The following is a 16,650-nucleotide window of genomic DNA, read 5'->3' as shown; positions in this document are numbered from 1 at the left end:
CACTTTTCTACAGATCCTTGAGGTCAATTTGTTCGAGAAAAAGCCCATTTCATCGCTGGTTGCGGAAGCCCTTAAGCAAAATCCCGACCCTGTCGTCAGCAACCAGCTAAATTTATTCAACTATTAACCGGACAGTAGTGAAATCACTTCTGAAATTCAGCGATTTATTCAAATGCATTTTCATTTTAACAATATTGTTGTTAAACGGCTGTGCCTGCGTGACTCTATCAGATTGGAATAAGCAGTTTGAAGAAGATCATCAGCGAGCCATTGAATTTGCAGCGTCCTCCGTGCCTGCAACTTATCTGGGTAAGTTTAACGAGGTTTATGTATACGAAGTAACGGATCTGAACAATCAAAAGGTAATATTTAGGCTTCCTGCAAAAAAAGACAAAAAAGTAGAAATAACTCTAGATGACCATCGGTCATACACGAGACCAGGGAAACCGGCAACATTTTATTTTAATAATAAAGATGTCATTTTGGACACTGGTTCTGATTTTCCACAAACTGTGGCTGTATATACAGCCTCACTGCAGACCGGTTTCAGTTATTCATGTAAAGATGGTGAGTTTCATAATGAAATCGACAAGTCCATTAAAGAAGGAATTAAATGTGGTGAGCTGCATCAAAATTGTCATGGACTGTCAATGTTTGATTCATCAATACTTGGCTTAAGAAGAACTGGTTACCTTGTTACTGCCACTCTTGATATTGCTTCTTTGCCATTAGTTATACCATTTGCAGTAATTTTTGCCTTTGGATGGTGTGGTCCATTCGGATGTCCCTGAAGTAAATACAGTAGCGGTACTTACATGAACCTATTGTTTTTGTGACGATTGCCGCGCTCCTTGACACTTCTTCTATGCCGCACCGTCAGAGTTACATGGTCCGCATGATATCTGCGACCGAAGAACTGCAGCAAGTTGTTGAAGATTTGTCCTCATAAATTTGTCCAATTAATTATTAGTGGAAACAGATAAGACATGAACAAGCTTGGATACATCTCTCTTCTGGCCGTCCCTATTGGTCTGGCGTTATGCGCTCTTGCAATAGTATTTGGTGGCGAAGGGGATCCCACCGAAGGCGAACATTGATGAGACATCTCGGTTTGATTTCTGCACTAACGTTTCCATTGGCTGTTGTGATCGGCTGTGTGCTCATGCATCTGATGGGGCGCAAGGGGGCTTATTCCGGTTTAGCATCGCTTGGCTTGGCCAGCGCTATGGCTTTACTTCTCCTGCTGGCTGCGGTCGCAGGTTTTGTTGTGGGCGTATGGGACATTAAAACTGGTAATGGCAGCTTTTTATCTATAGTCGGCATGACTCCGGGAATTTTGTCTGCTTGCATAATAATGTGGTTCCTGTTGGGGAATATGTTCAAAACCGGAAACAAGCACAAATGAGGTGTAGCAATGGCACGTTATCTGTGATTGGACAGCGGGGAAAATAGAAGATAGTGAAAACATTTTTACTCATCCTGCCCCTGGCGGCCAGCCTTATCTGGATCGTTGCAGCCGGTGCGCTTACTCATCTGCGGCTGCTCGAAATCGTTGCTGAGGACTCGAATATCCCCTTCAACATAGGCGCATATATTCTGGCCTTCACGATCCATTTCTATGCGTGGCTGGCCCCGGTGGCATTCTTCTGGTGGATATTCCAGTGGAATCTCTCCATCCTGGTCATTAAAGGCATTATCGCCGTAGACCTGCTGGTGTTGGTGCTTTTCAGTATTTTCCCCGGGAAGGGGACGGGTATTCTTTCCCTGAACAATCGCGACTTCGTGTTGATTCCGGCGGCGTATACACAGTTCTTTGCCATGAAGGTCGGCCTTATCAGGGAAGGCAGGATTCTCGACACCCGTCCAATGTCAACCCTTATTCCGGCACTGCAAGATCCTGATACGGAAGTCCGGCAAGCAGCCATGAAAGCTATCGATGCCAGGAGGGATCCTGCTGCGGTTGAAGCACTGACGGCCGCACTGAAGGATGAGGATTTTGGTGTCAGAGACTTGGCAGCCGGGGCTCTTGGCAGAATAAACGACCGCCGTGTGGTAGCGGTGCTTGTGGATGCCTGGAAGCATGGGGACGGCAACATGAAAACCAGCGTGGAAAATGCCATGCTGCACATCGAGATTCCTAAGGCGGTCGATGAGTTGATCAATCTTTTGCAGGATGGAGAAGCCCAGAAATTACATGGCGCTGCCGCCAAAGCCCTCGGCAACATAGGAGACCGTCGTGCGGTTGAACCGTTGATCAGGGCCTTGGATGGCCCTGGCCGCCACCTGCACATGGTAGAGGCGCTGGCAAAGCTGGGTGATCCGCGCGCGGTAGAGCCGTTGCTGGTCCTGTTGCGGAAAAGCCGATCGGACAGCTCTTATGATGCAGGCCATTATCTCAATGCGTCGATAGAGGCCTTGGGCAGCCTGAAGGATCGTCGGGCGGCAGGAGATCTGGTTCCCCTGCTGAAAAAAGGCGATTGGTATGTAAAAGGGATTGCTGCCAGGGCGCTGGGGAAAATAGGCGATGCCGGTGCTGTGGAGCCGCTGATAGCCGGCTTATGCGACAACGATGCAAATCTTCAGGAGAATGCAGCCATCGCTTTGGGCGAAATAAGGGCTGTCCGTGCCATCGATCCGCTGGTCAACATTCTGGAGAAATCCGACAGCACCTCCCTCCGGGAGGCTGCTGCATGGGCCCTGGGGGAATTCGAGACCCCACGGGTCATAACCCCGCTTGTTGCTGCATTGAAGAGCGACAAAAGCGTCGCTGTAAGGAAACGGGCCGCCTATGCGTTGGAGAAATGCAACAGCTCCGAAGCCGTTGCGCCGCTGGTCGAGTCATTGAAACGCGATGTGCCCGATGTTCGGATGGCTTCGGCACATTCGCTTGGAGCGTTCCAGCAAAGCAGCGTCATTGAATCGCTCATTGCTGCCCAGTCTGACGAGGACCGCTCGGTACGGTGGGAGGCGACCCTGTCGCTGGACCATCTGCCTGGGAAAGAGGCCGCCGCGGCAGTGGAGAAGTTCACCAGTAAGTTCGACATCGCCGGCATCGCGAAGAATTACGAAGGGATCATCAGAAAAGGGGATCCCCGCAAGGAATACCTGCTGATATTTGCATTGAGCAGTTATGGTAACGAGCAAATGGCCAAAGACTTTGTCACCAGTGGGCATGGCTGGTTGGAAGAAGCAGGAAAAAAGTGGCTGGAAAGCCACGGTTTTCCACAGGATCCAAAGCCCCGGCCAGGGGCTCCCGAGTGGGATAAGCAGCCCGAACCCGATTGAAACTGTGAAAAGATCACGAGCGTGATGCTCCGAGGCATAACGATAGAAATAGAGATAGAGATAGACCGGATGAACTTCCTCAACTCCACCCCCCTTACTGTCGCCCCACTTTTTCTCACCAACCGCCACGGCGCCGAAACCCTCCTCGTCGTCGTCAAGGGAACCTGGCGCATCGGGAAGGACGGCTCCCTCTCCGCAGCCGAGGAACAGGTGCCGATACGCCTCGAGCCGGCCTATTCCGGCGATCCCACCGAATCGAGCCTCATCCACGACACCGATGTGGTATTGGAAAAGCCCGGCACTGACTGCATCCTCCTCGGCCATGCCTGGGCGCCTAAGGTGGGGGTCGGCTCCGTCGACGTAACCTTCGCCGTGGGGCCGGTGCGAAAGACAGTGCGGGTCTTCGGCGAGCGGGTCTGGATGAAGTGCTTGGGGATGGTGTCGATGTCGAAGCCCGCGCCGTTCGAGAAGATACCCCTCGTGTACGAGCGGGCCTTTGGCGGGGCGGATGCGAGTTGGCCCGATCCGAATGACCACGAGTTTTCCCTTGAGAATCCGGTTGGACTGGGATTTCTGGCGCGCAAGACGAGGCTGGTGATCGACGACGCCCGCCTCCCCAACCTGGAAGACCCGGCGAACCTCATCAAAAAGCCAACCGATCGCCCCCGGCCGGCGGCCTTCGGGCCGATTCCGCCCCACTGGCACCCCCGGGCCGGCTATGCCGGCACTTACGACGACCAGTGGCGTAAATACGTGAGCCCTCTGCCTCCGGAGGATATGGACCCCCGCTTTCACTCCTGCGCCTCCCCCGGCCTTGCGTCGGCCCGGCATCTCGCAGGTTCGGAGCAGGTGCTCGTGGAAAACGCCTCCAGAACCGGAAGGCTGCTGTTTCAATTGCCGGGAGTGGCGCCGAGCGTCTCGGTGCACATCGGGGCGGCGGCTCACGGGTTGGCGATGCTGCTCGACACGGTCATTGTGGAGTCGGATGAGGGACGTCTTACACTTGCCTGGCGGGGACGCTTGCCGGTGCATGGTCGGCTGCATGAAATCGGCGCAGTGCGGGTTGAGATGATCGAGAACTGAGAATACAGCATGAGCCCCAGAGCTGCGGCCCTCTCTGCTGTCAGGTGAAAGGAGTATTGCGCGGTTTCGCCGTGCTGTGCTAGTGTTATGCGGATTTACTTTCGCTTCAAAGGGATAGAGCTTCAATGAGTGAAGAAAACGCGAAGGTCCTGCCGTTTCTGGAGCACCTGGCCGAGCTCCGCAAGCGGCTCATCATCATTATCGTCGCGGTCATCATCGGCATGGGGCTGGCCTGGAACATCTCTGACGACGTCCTCCATTTCGTCACCAAGCCGATCACCGGCAAGACGTACCTGACTGACATCAAGAAGCAGGTCTACGAGGAGGTGGGGAAGCGCTGGCCAGCCGCTTACCAGCAGTTCGAGCTGGGTAAAGAGGTGAACGCCGAGCCCAAGGAGCGCAAGCTCAACTACAGCGCGCCCCTGGAGCCCTTTTTCGTCCAGTGCAAGATATCCATCATCGCCGGCTTCATCCTGGCGCTCCCCATCGTGTTTTACCAGCTCTGGCTCTTCATCGCGCCGGGGCTCACCCGCAAGGAGAAGCGGCTGGTGATACCCTTCGTGTCCGTGAGTACCGTCAGTTTCTGCGTCGGGGCGCTCTTTTTCCTTATCATCATCTGGCCGGTCATCATCAACTTTTCCCTCTCCTACGAGGCCGAGGGGCTCAACAGCCTTTTCAACATGAGTGCCTACATCAACTTCTGCCTCCGGCTGATTCTGATGTTCGGCCTCATCTTCGAACTCCCCATCCTGCTCCTCCTCCTCTCCCGTTTCGGGGTCGTTACCTATCCTTTCCTGGCCCGCAACCGACGCTATGCGCTTCTGGCCAGTGCCATTGTCGCCGCCTTCCATGCGGACCTCATCACCATGTTCGTCATTATGGTTCCCCTCTACGGTATGTACGAGATCGGCGTTTGGCTCGTCTTCCTCTTCGGGAAAAGAAAACCCGTCGTGGCTGAAGCCGCGGCCGGGGGGGACGGGGAGTAGCACCACACCATGCGGATATTCAGAAGCGTTGAAGAGATAACGGAGAAGCTCCCGAACGCCGTGGTAACCATCGGCAACTTCGACGGAGTTCACTTGGGGCACCGGGAGATCTTCCGGCGGGTGAAGCGGGAGGCGGCTGCCCTTGGCGGCGTATCCCTGGTAATCACCTTCGTTCCGCATCCCATCAAGATGCTGGGTCTGAAGAAAGATTTCCGCCTTATCAATACTTACGCCGAGAAGGAACTCCTCTTGGAGGCGTCGGGAATCGACTTCCTCCTCACGATCCCCTTCAACGAGGAGTTCGCCGCCATCAGCGCCGAGCGGTTCGTGCGGGAGATTCTCGTGGGAAGGATCGGGGTGCGCAGGCTCATCATCGGCTACGACTACGCCTTCGGCAAGAACCGCCAGGGAGATGTGGCGATGCTCCGCCGCATGGGGGACGAGCTGGGCTTCGCGGTGGAGGTGCTCGAGCCCATTGCCGCGGGCGGGCTCGTCTACAGCAGCACGGCCGTGCGGCGCATGATCGCCGAAGGGGATGTGCGGGGAGTGGTCCAGCTCATAGGCCGCCACTTTTCCGTGGGGGGGACAGTGGTCCACGGCCGGCAGCGGGGGAAGGGGCTCGGTTTTCCGACGGCGAATCTCCAGACCGACAAGGAACTGATTCCCAAGCCCGGCGTCTACGCCGTGAAGGTGAAGGTTGACGACGATGCCACCTACGACGGTGCCTGCAACATTGGCGACAACCCCACCTTCGGCAACGGGAGCCTCTCCATCGAGGTCTTTATCTTCGATTTCGACGGAAACCTCTACGGCCGCGAAGTACGGATATACTTCGTGGACAGGATCAGGGACGAGATGACGTTTCCCAACCCCCAGCTCCTCCAGGAAGCCATCGGCCGCGACGTGGCACGGTGCCGGGAGCTCTTGCGCGACGTCTCCATTATCGAGTACCGGGAGTATCTGGCAGAGGACGATTTGTGACCACAGCCCTCGGCGACAAACGCCTGTGGCTCGGGATCGGGGTCAGTATTGCCCTGCTGGCGCTTCTTTTCCGTTCCGTCGATTTGGGAGAACTCCTCCGGGCCTTCCGGGGAATCCAGGGGATCTGGCTCCTGCCCGCCGTTGCCCTCACCATGATTGGCTACGTGGTACGGGCGGTCCGCTGGAAATACCTCCTCTCTCCCCTCAAGCAGACTTCCTTTGCGAATCTCGTCTCGGCCACCCTCATCGGGTACATGGCCAACAACCTCCTCCCGGCCCGGCTCGGGGAGCTGGTGCGGGCCTACGTCCTCGGTGAACGGGAGGGGATCGACACGGGGGCGGTGGTGGCAACCCTGGTCATCGACCGGCTTGCCGACGGCTTTACGGTGCTGCTTCTGCTGGTGGCTGCCGTCTTCACCCTGCGCCTCCCTCCGGGGAGCGAGGCGGCCCAGCAGGGGCTCGTGGTGGGCGGATACGTAACCCTGGGACTGTACGTGGCGGTTGTGGTTTTCATGATTCTCCTCCGACGTAACACCCTGCGGACCCTCCGGTTGCTTGAGCGGCTGCTGAGGCCTTTCCCTGCCCGTGTGGCAGAGAAAATAATCCCGTTTCTCGGCGCGTTCATCGACGGGGCGCGGATCACGTCCCATCGGGGCGAGCGGCTGGCCCTTGTAACCACTTCCCTTGTCATCTGGGTGCTTGCGTTTCTCCCCATACATTGCGTGCTCAGGGCGTTCGGGATGGACTTTCCCCTCTCCGTCTCGCTCTTTATCCTCGTTCTCCTAGTCTTTGCGGTGATGGTGCCAGCCTCTCCCGGTTACGTGGGTACCTACCACGCTGCGTGCGTGTACGGTCTCCTTGCCCTGGGGGTGCCCCGGGAAACGGCCCTGAGCGTGGCCATTGTCATCCATGGAATCGGTTTCTTCCCGGTCATCGGTGTGGGGCTCGTCTGCCTCTGGCGGGAGAACCTGTCGCTGGCGGCTCTCGGCAGGAGGGCGGCACGGTGATGGAACAGCGACTCGCGTGGTATCCCACCCCCAGCTACCTTGTGAAGCGGCGGGCAATCATCGACTTTCTTGAAAAGGTGCCGGCGCGACGGGTCCTGGAGGTGGGGTGCGGTGCCGGCGATCTCCTCCGGTTCCTGGGAGGGCGGGGCTACACCGGGGTGGGGATCGACCGCTCCGCCGAGGCGGTTGCCGCGGCCCGGGAGATGGCGGACCCTTCCCGCTTCTGCGTCGAGCAGGCGGAGGTTGATGACGTGGAAGGGACCTTCGAGACGGTGATCGCTTCGGAGGTTCTTGAGCACTGTCTCGACGACGTGGCCTTCCTCCGTAAGCTCCGCCGCAAGACTGCGGAGGGGGGGTGCCTGATCCTGACGGTGCCGGCCCGCATGGCCCAATGGGGGGCCAACGACGAACTGTGCGGTCACGTGCGGCGCTACGAGCGGGAGGAACTCCGGACACGACTCGCCGAGGCGGGGTTCGAACCCCTCCACATCGTTTCCTACGGGGTGCCCATCTACAACATCATGAAGCCCTTTTACGACCGGGCCGTGGAGCGGCAGGTGGCCGAGGGGGAGGCCCTGGAGGAGCGGACCGGCAAGAGCGGCGGGATGCGGCTGGTGCCGAGGCTCGGCGGACTCTTCGCGCTTCTTTTTAACGACGTGACCATGGCTCCCTTTTATTTTCTTCAGAGACTGTTCTACCGTACCGATCTCGGCAATGGTTACGTGGCCGTTGCCCGCAATCCGCGCGGGGAGGGGTAGGTGACGATGCTTTCATCCTTTTTCAGACGGGTCGATCCCTTTGCCGTCCTGGCGGTGACCGTCCCCCTTGCCATCTACCTCCTGACCCTTGCCCCCTCGGTCACCTTCTTCGACAGCGGCGAGTTCATCACCGCCATCCACTCCCTCGGCACGGCCCATTCGCCCGGCTATCCCTTTTTTGTCAACTACGCCAAGCCGTTCACCTGGCTCCCCTTCGGCAGCATAGCCTTCCGGGTCAATGTCGCCACCGCGGTTTCGGCGGCGGTGGCCTGCTACGGCACCTATCTCCTGGTCCGGACCATGCTCGCCGACGAGGTTGCCGCCGGTCGGGCCATGCCGCGGTACGTTGCCCAGGGGTGCGCCCTGGCCGCCGCCCTGGCCTTTGCCTTCTCGGCCCGGCTCTGGCTCCAGTCGAACCACGACAAGCCCTATCCCCTGGTCTCCTTCATCGTCGCGGTGGTCTTCTGGGCGCTGCTCCGCTTCAGGGCGCGCTACGACAAGGGGGAGGAGTGCCCCCATTACGTCTATCTCGGGGCATTTCTCTGCGGTCTCGCCACCGGCGCCCACCAGACCATCGTCCTTATGCTTCCGGCCTTTGCCTGGCTCATCATCTCCAAGGACTGGCGGCTCCTGGGCCGGGTGAAGGAGTTTATTATCGCCGTTGCATTCGGCCTGTTGGGCTTCGCCATCCAGCTCCACATGCCGATCCGTGCCCTGAAGAATCCCCTTCTCAACTGGGGAGATCCCCGGACCCTCGACCAGTTTCTCTGGAATCTCCTCCGCAAGGGATACCCCAGCGAGCCCCCCGTCCGGGACCTGACGCTCCTCTGGAAGCAGATCTGTGCCTACAATGTACCGCGGGAGTTCACCTGGGTCGGCCTCGGCCTCTTGGTGCTGGGCCTTCTGGTTTGCCTCAGAGGGCGGCGCGACGAGGTGATCGCCTACTTTCTCGGCGTCGGCACGTCGCTTCTGGTCATTGTTGGTTACTTCAACGCCCAGCCCGACCTGATCTTCCTTACCGAGGAGTTTTTCACCCCCCTCTACCTCCTCTCCGCAGTCTTCATCGGGGTGGGGCTCTTTGCTCTTCTGGGGCGCGCCCTCGACAGCGTTTCTGTCGAAAAATTGACTTCCGTGCCGGTAAAACTGCTCGTCGGGGTCTTCATCCTGATGCTTCCCACAACCATCTGTGCCCTGAACTACTACGAGAACGACCAGCACGAGAATTACGTGGCCTTTGACTATGGGACGAACACCTTCCGTTCCCTCCCCCAAGGGGCCGTTCTCTTCACCTGGGGCGACAGCGGCGCCTTCCCCCTCTGGTACCTCCAGGGGGTCGAGCGGATGCGGGAGGACTTGGATCTTCTCCACACGCCGCACCTGGTTTTCCGCTGGTATCTGGACGCCTTCCCCCATCTTTTCAGCCAGAGCGTGTTGCGGGCTGTGCCCGAAGCCACCCAGTCGGCCGAGTCGGCCCTGAAGATGGCGGTGTCGGAGCAGATCGTGCGCAGGCCGGTCTTCATCGATTTCTCAACCCGCTACTCGCTCCCCTTTGCCGAATACGGCATGCAGCAGCGGGGCATCGGCTATCAGCTCGTCAGGGGAGGGGGGAGCACGTTCTATCCCCCCGACCTCTCCGTCTGGGGGGTCTACAACTCCCGGGGCTTCACGAGCCAGATGGGGTTCCGCGACCTCGATACGGGAAAGGCGATCCTGATCTATGCCATGGGGAGGCTGGAAGGAGGCGAGACCCTCCTGCGGATGGGATACCGCTCCCAAGGGGCGGAAGAATTGCGCCTTGCCGCCGCCATCGCCCCCGAGCTGAGGGGGCAGGTGGAGCAGATGCTCGGCGCTTTCGGGGTGAGGTGACCATGGACGTTACGGGAAAAACCAGGGTGCTCGGCATCATCGGCTGGCCGGTGGCCCATTCGCTGTCGCCCCTCATGCAGAATGCCGCCCTGGAGGCCATGGGGCTCGACTGGGTCTATGTCCCCTTCGCCGTGCGGGAAGAAGAACTTGCCCGTGCCGTGGCGGGGCTCAGGGCCTTGGGCGTTGCCGGTTTCAACGTGACCATTCCCCACAAGACCGCCATTATACCCCTTCTTGACCGGATCACCTCCGAGGCGCGGCTCATGGGTGCCGTCAACACGGTGAAACGGGACGGGGATGAACTCGTGGGCCACAATACCGACGGACCTGGCTTCATCCGGTCCCTGGGGGAGGATCTCGGGTTAGATCCGGCGGGGAAACGCATCCTCATCCTCGGGGCAGGGGGAGCGGCCCGGGCTGCAGTCGCATCCCTGGCCCAGGCGGGTGCCGCGGCGGTTGTGGTTGCCAACCGGAGCGTAGCAAAAGGGGAGGAACTGGTTGAGGCGTTCCGTGGCTCCTTCGGCGGCACGCAATTTGCTGTAATGTCTCTCGATATGCCCCTCATCAACGCGGAAGCTCAAAATTTTGACTTGATCGTCAATACGACGTCCGTGGGGATGGGGGGAACCGCCTTCGAGGGACTCGACGTTACCCGCATGAAGCCCGCAGCCTCCGTGTACGACATGGTCTATGCCCCCTGGGAAACGCCGCTCCTTGCGGAGGCCACCCGGGCGGGTCTGCGGTGCGCCAACGGCATCGGCATGCTTGTGGCACAAGGTGAGTGTGCCCTTGCCATCTGGACCGGAACGGAGCCGCCATCCGGCGTCATGCGGAGACGTATTCTGGCAGTCCTGGAGCGCTAACCACTTCTTGACATTGGGGTTTTGCCACCCTACCATTACGGCGACTTTTTCCGCGGAGAATCTGATGCAGGCAAGCAGACTGGGAGAACTCCTGGTTCGTAATAACATCATCACCAAAGAGCAGCTCGCCAAGGCCCTTGAAGAACAGAAGAGCGGGGAGGGACAGCAGCGCCTCGGCTCCATCCTCATCAAACAAGGGCTCATCTCCGACCCTGATCTCACCACGTTCCTCTCCAAACAGTACGGCGTCCCCTCCATCAACCTGAGCGAGTTCGAGGCCGAGACGGCGGTCGTCAAGATCATTCCCGCCGACGTGGCCCAGAAGTACCAGATTGTCCCGGTGAACAGGGCCGGTTCCACCCTGATCATCGCCATGGCTGACCCCTCCAACATCTTCGCCATCGACGACATCAAGTTCATGACCGGCTACAACGTGGAGGTTGTGGTCGCCTCCGAGTCGGCCATCAAAGCCGCCATCGACAAGTACTACGACCAGTCCGCGTCCCTGGCCGACGTCATGAGCGATCTTGATATGGACGACCTTGAGGTCGTCGACACCGATGATGAGGTGGATGTCTCTTCCTTGGAGCGGGCCACCGAAGATGCGCCGGTCGTGAAACTGGTGAACCTGATCCTGACCGACGCCATCAAGCGGAAGGCGAGCGATATCCACATCGAGCCCTACGAGCGGACCTTCCGGGTGCGGTACCGGATCGACGGGGTGCTCTACGAGGTGATGAAGCCCCCCCTTAAGCTGAAAAATGCCATTACCTCACGGATCAAGATCATGGCAGAACTGGACATCGCCGAGCGGCGCCTCCCCCAGGACGGCCGGATCAAGATCAAACTGGGGGGCGGACAGGACATGGACTACCGGGTTTCGGTCCTCCCGACCCTCTTCGGCGAGAAAGTGGTTCTGCGGCTCCTGGACAAATCAAACCTGCAGCTGGACATGACCAAGCTCGGCTACGAGCCCGACGCACTGCACCACTTTCAGGAGGCGATCCACAAACCCTTCGGCATGGTGCTTGTCACCGGCCCCACGGGGAGCGGCAAGACGGTCTCACTCTACTCGGCCCTGGGAGAGCTTAACAAGACCACCGAGAACATCTCCACCGCCGAGGATCCGGTGGAGTTCAACTTTGCCGGCATCAATCAGGTGCAGATGCACGAGGATATCGGCCTCAACTTCGCCGCGGCTCTCCGCTCCTTCCTGCGTCAGGACCCCGACATCATCATGATCGGCGAAATCCGGGACTTCGAAACCGCCGAGATCGGCATCAAAGCAGCCCTCACGGGGCATCTGGTCCTGTCGACGCTCCACACAAACGATGCCCCGGCCACCATCAACCGTCTCCTCAACATGGGGGTCGAGCCGTTCCTGGTGGCCTCGGCCGTGAACCTGATCACCGCCCAGCGTCTGGCCCGCCGGGTCTGCTCCGAGTGCAAGCAGCCGGAGGACATCCCGATCCAGGCCCTCATCGATGCCGGCGTCCCCCCCGAGGAGGCCCCTTCCTACGTCTGTTACAAGGGGACCGGCTGTGCCAAGTGCAACAACACCGGCTACAAGGGGCGGGTCGGCTTCTACCAGGTCATGCCGATGCTGGAGGAGATCCGGGAACTGATCCTGAACGGCGCCAATACCGCCGAGATCAAGCGGGAATCCATGCGGCTGGGGATCAAGACCATGCGCCAGTCGGGGCTTACGAAACTGAAAGAGGGCGTAACGTCCTTCGAGGAAGTGCTGCGGGTCACCGTGGCCGACGATTAAACACAATGCCATAGTTCTGACATTTTGAACCGGAGAACACCATAATGGCCAACATGCACCAACTCCTCACGGAGCTCGTCAATCGCGGAGGGTCCGACCTCCACCTTACCACCAATTCACCGCCCCAGATCAGGGTGGACGGGAAGCTCCTCCCCCTGGACATGCCGTCGCTGAATGCGGTCGACACGAAGCAGCTCTGCTACAGCATCCTCACCGAGCAGCAAAAGCACAAGTTCGAGGAAAACAACGAGCTTGACCTCTCCTTCGGGATAAAGGGGCTTTCCCGCTTCCGGGGGAACGTCTTTGTCCAGCGGGGGGCCGTGGCCGGCGTGTTCCGGGTGATTCCGTACAAGATCCTCTCCTTCGAGGAGCTGGGACTGCCGCCGATAGTAAAGGAGTTAGCCGAGAAACCACGGGGGCTCATTCTCGTCACCGGTCCCACCGGCAGCGGCAAGTCCACGACCTTGGCCGCCATCATAGACAAGATCAATACCGACCGCCATGAGCACATCGTCACAGTAGAGGACCCCATCGAGTATCTCCATCCCCACAAGAGCTGCGTCGTGAACCAGCGGGAGGTGGGGGCCGACACCAAGAGCTTCAAGAACGCCCTCAAGTACATTCTCCGCCAGGATCCGGACGTGGTTCTCGTGGGGGAGCTCCGGGACCTGGAGACCATCGAGGCGGCCCTGACCCTGGCCGAAACCGGCCACCTCTGCTTTGCCACGCTCCACACGAACTCGGCGGTCCAGACCATCAACCGCATAGTGGACGTCTTCCCCTCCTACCAGCAACCCCAGGTCCGTGCCCAACTCTCCTTCGTCCTCGAAGGGGTAATGTCCCAGACCCTTCTTCCCCGGGCCAACGGCAAGGGGAGGGTGCTCGCCATCGAGGTGATGGTGCCGAACCCGGCCATCCGCAACCTCATCCGCGAGGACAAGATCCATCAGATCTACTCCCAGATGCAGGTGGGGCAGGAAAAGTTCGGGATGCTGACCATGAACCAGTGTCTGTACAGCCTCTTGCAGAAGCGCCATATCGCCATGGATGTGGCCATGGGGCGTTCGTCCGACCCCGACGAGCTCAAGCAGATGCTCACCAGCGGTGTGCGGCCCCAGGCGCCGCGCCCCACCATGAGATAAAAAGGTTCGTAAGGAAGCCAGGAGGATAGCGATGCCGAAATTCAGTTGGGAAGCGCGGAGCAGGACCGGAGCGGCTCAGAAAGGGGTCATGGAGGCCGCGAGTACCGCTGCCGTCGAGGCACAGCTCAAAAAGTTCGGGTTCGGCTCCATCTCCGTGAAGGAGGAGGGGAAAGGGCTCAGCATGGAGCTGAAGCTCCCCGGCTTCGCGAAAAAAGTGGAGACGAAGGATCTCGTCATCTTCACCCGGCAGTTTGCCACCATGATCGACTCGGGGCTTCCGCTGGTCCAGTGTCTTGACATCCTCTCCAGCCAACAGGAAAACAAGACCTTCAAAGAGGTCCTCCTCCAGGTCAAGGAGACGGTGGAGGGGGGCTCCACCTTTGCCGATGCCCTTGCGAAGCATCCGAAGGTCTTCGATCAGCTCTTCGTGAACCTGGTGGCCGCCGGCGAGGTTGGCGGTATCCTCGATACGATCCTGAACCGCTTGGCGGCCTACATCGAAAAGGCCATGAAGCTCAAGAAGCAGATCAAAGGGGCCATGGTCTATCCGGCAACCATCATGACCATTGCTGTCGGCGTCATCGCGGTCATCCTGATCTTCGTCATCCCCACCTTCGCCAAGATGTTCACCGAGTTCGGAGGCGAATTGCCGGCACCCACCAAGTTCGTCATCGCCCTCAGCAACTTCGTGGTCAAGTACATTCTCCTCATCATCGGCCTCATCTTCGTGATCGTCACCGGCATCAAGAAATACTACGCCACCCCCAAGGGGAGGAAGGTCATGGACACCCTTGCCCTCAAGGCCCCCATTGCCGGTCCCCTCATCCGGAAGGTTGCGGTGGCCCGCTTTACCCGCACCCTCGGCACCCTCATCTCCAGCGGCGTGCCGATCATGGACGGGCTTGAGATCGTCGCCAGGACCGCCGGCAACAAGGTGGTGGAGGAGGCGGTCTACAAGGTGAGAAGCGCCATCGCCGAAGGAAAGACCATGGCAGAACCGCTCCAGGAGTGCGGCGTTTTCCCCCCCATGGTGGTCCAGATGATCTCCGTCGGCGAGGCCACCGGCGCCATGGACGCCATGCTGGGCAAGATCGCCGACTTCTACGACGACGAGGTGGATGATGCCGTAAGCGCCCTCACGGCACTCATGGAGCCGATGCTCATGGTCTTCCTCGGTACCACCGTGGGTGGGCTCGTCGTCGCCATGTACCTGCCGATCTTCAAACTGGCCGGAACCGTCGGCGGTTAAGCCGGAGCCGATGCAGAGAGAACGCCTCGTATGGTTCATCCTTGCCCGGGTGGTGGTGGTTTCGCTCTTTCTCGTCTCCACCATCGTCCTGCAGGTGCGGGGTACCGACACCCTCGGTGAGCAGGCCCTTGACGGCATAACCGCCATCCTGGTTGCCACCTACGGTTTTTCGATCCTGTCGCTCCTGGTCCTGAAGCTGGCGAAGGGATACCGTCAGACCCTCACCTACGCCCAGATCGTCTGGGACATCCTCTTCGTCACGGGGCTTCTTCTCCACACGGGGGGGATCACCAGCCCCTTCTCCTTCCTCTATCTCCTGGCCATCACCAACGCCAGCGTCCTCCTGGCGCGGCGGGAGGCCCTCTATACCGCCTCAATCTGCGCCATCATCTACGGCGGGATCATCGATCTGCAGTACTACGGGCAACTTGTCTCCCTGGGGCTGGGACCCCTGGCCGCCCTGAGCTACGGCACGAACTACATCTTCTACACGATATTCATCAATATTCTCGCCTTCTTCCTCACCGCGCTCCTGACCGGGTATCTGGCGGAGCGGGCCAGGCGGAGCGAGACGGAGCTCGAAAAGAGGGCCATCGACTACGAGGAGTTGGAACGGCTCAACAGCGCCATCGTCTTCAACCTCACCAGCGGCCTCCTGACGGTCACCACCGACGGTAGGATCCGCGTCTTCAACCGCTACGCCGAGACCCTCACCGGCATCAGCCAGGAGGACGCCTACGACCGCGACCTTTACGACGTCCTTCCCGGTTTCCGCCTCTTCCCCGGGAATCTCTTCAATGTGAAGCGGGGCCAGTTCGAGTTCCTGGCGAAAAGTGGCCGCAAGCTCATCATCGGTTTCAACAGCGTTCCCCTCACCGACAAGGAGGGGGGGCGCGTGGGATCGCTCATCAATTTTCAGGATCTGACCCAGATCAAGCGGATGGAGGAGAATCTCAAACGGGCCGATCGCCTAGCCGCCATCGGCGAGCTCTCCGCCCGCATGGCCCACGAAATTCGCAATCCCCTGGCCGCAATCAGCGGGTCGGTGCAGCTCATTGCCCAGGGAGATGGAGTTCCCGAGCCCGACCAGCAGCTTTTCAGCATCGTACTGCGGGAAGCCGACCGGCTCAACGGGCTCATAACCGATTTTCTCGCCTACGCACGCCCCGATCAGCCGGAGAAAGGCCAAGTCAACCTCCCTGCGCTCATTGGCGAGATCGTCTCGCTGGTGGCTCCCGACCCGCGCTTCGAGGGGGTCAGGTTCGACAACCGCGTGGAACCTGGTTTCACCATCGCCATCGACCCGGACCAGTTCCGACAGGTGTTCTGGAACCTCTTCGTGAACGGGGCCGATGCGATGCCCCAGGGGGGAACGATCACCGTTGATGCGGAACGCGTTGACGAGGTGCGGGCGGGGGGGGAGCGGCGGAGCGCGTACCGGATCACCGTCGCCGATGACGGCTGCGGCATGGACCAGGAGAAAATTGCCCGGATATTCGAGCCGTTCTACACCAGCAAGGCGGGGGGGACCGGACTCGGTCTTGCCACCGTCTACCGCATCGTCGAAGCCCACGGCGGCAGAATCACCGTGGAGAGTGCCGAGGGGAAAGGGACCCTCTTCACCATTTTCATTCCCGTGCAGGATAATGGCTGAACAGG

General features: G+C 59.5%; 14 protein-coding genes and 1 pseudogene. All 15 read left to right on the top strand.

Translation table 11 applies throughout. The annotated features are described in order from the left end of the window. Positions 1-127: pseudogene (locus RCH91_RS01340) on the top strand (IS4 family transposase); the annotation flags it as partial. 10 nt (positions 128-137) lie between these two features. Next, the gene (locus tag RCH91_RS01335) at positions 138-791 is read left to right on the top strand and encodes a hypothetical protein (RefSeq protein WP_306532718.1); all 654 of its coding nucleotides are present in this window, start codon (positions 138-140) and stop codon (positions 789-791) included. Between the two features lie 305 nt (positions 792-1,096). After that, entirely contained in the window at positions 1,097-1,405 is a 309-nt protein-coding gene (locus tag RCH91_RS01330) for a hypothetical protein (RefSeq protein WP_306532717.1), read from the top strand. 53 nt (positions 1,406-1,458) lie between these two features. Further along, entirely contained in the window at positions 1,459-3,285 is a 1,827-nt protein-coding gene (locus RCH91_RS01325) for a HEAT repeat domain-containing protein (protein ID WP_306532716.1), read from the top strand. Positions 3,286-3,309: 24 nt separating this feature from the next. After that, positions 3,310-4,368 (top strand): DUF2169 domain-containing protein, encoded by a 1,059-nt coding sequence (locus RCH91_RS01320; protein ID WP_306532715.1) that lies wholly within the window; start codon positions 3,310-3,312, stop codon positions 4,366-4,368. Between the two features lie 125 nt (positions 4,369-4,493). Continuing rightward, positions 4,494-5,354 carry a twin-arginine translocase subunit TatC gene (tatC, locus tag RCH91_RS01315; protein WP_306532714.1) on the top strand — a complete coding sequence of 287 codons (861 nt, stop codon included), beginning with the start codon at positions 4,494-4,496 and terminating at the stop codon, positions 5,352-5,354. Positions 5,355-5,363: 9 nt separating this feature from the next. Further along, complete coding sequence (locus tag RCH91_RS01310) at positions 5,364-6,335, top strand: bifunctional riboflavin kinase/FAD synthetase (RefSeq protein ID WP_306532713.1); 972 nt, start codon at positions 5,364-5,366, stop codon at positions 6,333-6,335. Further along, positions 6,332-7,342, top strand: coding sequence for a lysylphosphatidylglycerol synthase transmembrane domain-containing protein (locus tag RCH91_RS01305; RefSeq protein WP_306532712.1), 1,011 nt, complete (start codon positions 6,332-6,334; stop codon positions 7,340-7,342). The genes RCH91_RS01310 and RCH91_RS01305 overlap by 4 nt, the downstream gene beginning before the upstream one ends. Beyond that, positions 7,342-8,100: a bifunctional 2-polyprenyl-6-hydroxyphenol methylase/3-demethylubiquinol 3-O-methyltransferase UbiG gene (locus RCH91_RS01300; protein WP_306532711.1), complete on the top strand. Its 759-nt coding sequence runs from the start codon at positions 7,342-7,344 to the stop codon at positions 8,098-8,100. Before RCH91_RS01305 ends, RCH91_RS01300 begins: the two co-directional genes overlap by 1 nt. Positions 8,101-8,106: 6 nt before the next feature. After that, positions 8,107-9,966, top strand: a complete 1,860-nt coding sequence (locus RCH91_RS01295) for a DUF2723 domain-containing protein (protein ID WP_306532721.1) — start codon at positions 8,107-8,109, stop codon at positions 9,964-9,966. A gap of 2 nt (positions 9,967-9,968) precedes the next feature. Further along, complete coding sequence (gene aroE, locus RCH91_RS01290) at positions 9,969-10,829, top strand: shikimate dehydrogenase (protein WP_306532709.1); 861 nt, start codon at positions 9,969-9,971, stop codon at positions 10,827-10,829. 64 nt (positions 10,830-10,893) lie between these two features. Then, the gene (gene pilB / locus RCH91_RS01285) at positions 10,894-12,600 is read left to right on the top strand and encodes a type IV-A pilus assembly ATPase PilB (RefSeq protein WP_306532708.1); all 1,707 of its coding nucleotides are present in this window, start codon (positions 10,894-10,896) and stop codon (positions 12,598-12,600) included. A gap of 44 nt (positions 12,601-12,644) precedes the next feature. Beyond that, the gene (locus RCH91_RS01280) at positions 12,645-13,742 is read left to right on the top strand and encodes a type IV pilus twitching motility protein PilT (protein WP_306532707.1); all 1,098 of its coding nucleotides are present in this window, start codon (positions 12,645-12,647) and stop codon (positions 13,740-13,742) included. A gap of 31 nt (positions 13,743-13,773) precedes the next feature. Continuing rightward, the gene (locus RCH91_RS01275) at positions 13,774-14,991 is read left to right on the top strand and encodes a type II secretion system F family protein (RefSeq protein ID WP_306532705.1); all 1,218 of its coding nucleotides are present in this window, start codon (positions 13,774-13,776) and stop codon (positions 14,989-14,991) included. A gap of 10 nt (positions 14,992-15,001) precedes the next feature. After that, positions 15,002-16,645 carry a nitrogen regulation protein NR(II) gene (locus tag RCH91_RS01270; protein WP_306532704.1) on the top strand — a complete coding sequence of 548 codons (1,644 nt, stop codon included), beginning with the start codon at positions 15,002-15,004 and terminating at the stop codon, positions 16,643-16,645. The last annotated feature ends 5 nt before the right edge of the window (positions 16,646-16,650 follow it).

It is taken from the genome of Geobacter sp., assembly GCF_030834625.1.
Taxonomy (GTDB): domain Bacteria; phylum Desulfobacterota; class Desulfuromonadia; order Geobacterales; family Geobacteraceae; genus Geobacter.
Note: the sequence above shows the minus strand (reverse complement) of the source record. Positions and strands in the feature narration are given on the sequence as shown.

Coding starts and splice junctions, on each gene's coding strand:
- RCH91_RS01330 (WP_306532717.1), top strand. CDS start 1,097: ATGAGACATCTCGGTTTGATTTCTGCACTAACGTTTCCATTGGCTGTT.
- RCH91_RS01320 (WP_306532715.1), top strand. CDS start 3,310: ATGCTCCGAGGCATAACGATAGAAATAGAGATAGAGATAGACCGGATG.
- tatC (WP_306532714.1), top strand. CDS start 4,494: ATGAGTGAAGAAAACGCGAAGGTCCTGCCGTTTCTGGAGCACCTGGCC.
- RCH91_RS01310 (WP_306532713.1), top strand. CDS start 5,364: ATGCGGATATTCAGAAGCGTTGAAGAGATAACGGAGAAGCTCCCGAAC.
- RCH91_RS01300 (WP_306532711.1), top strand. CDS start 7,342: ATGGAACAGCGACTCGCGTGGTATCCCACCCCCAGCTACCTTGTGAAG.
- RCH91_RS01295 (WP_306532721.1), top strand. CDS start 8,107: ATGCTTTCATCCTTTTTCAGACGGGTCGATCCCTTTGCCGTCCTGGCG.
- aroE (WP_306532709.1), top strand. CDS start 9,969: ATGGACGTTACGGGAAAAACCAGGGTGCTCGGCATCATCGGCTGGCCG.
- pilB (WP_306532708.1), top strand. CDS start 10,894: ATGCAGGCAAGCAGACTGGGAGAACTCCTGGTTCGTAATAACATCATC.
- RCH91_RS01280 (WP_306532707.1), top strand. CDS start 12,645: ATGGCCAACATGCACCAACTCCTCACGGAGCTCGTCAATCGCGGAGGG.
- RCH91_RS01275 (WP_306532705.1), top strand. CDS start 13,774: ATGCCGAAATTCAGTTGGGAAGCGCGGAGCAGGACCGGAGCGGCTCAG.
- RCH91_RS01270 (WP_306532704.1), top strand. CDS start 15,002: ATGCAGAGAGAACGCCTCGTATGGTTCATCCTTGCCCGGGTGGTGGTG.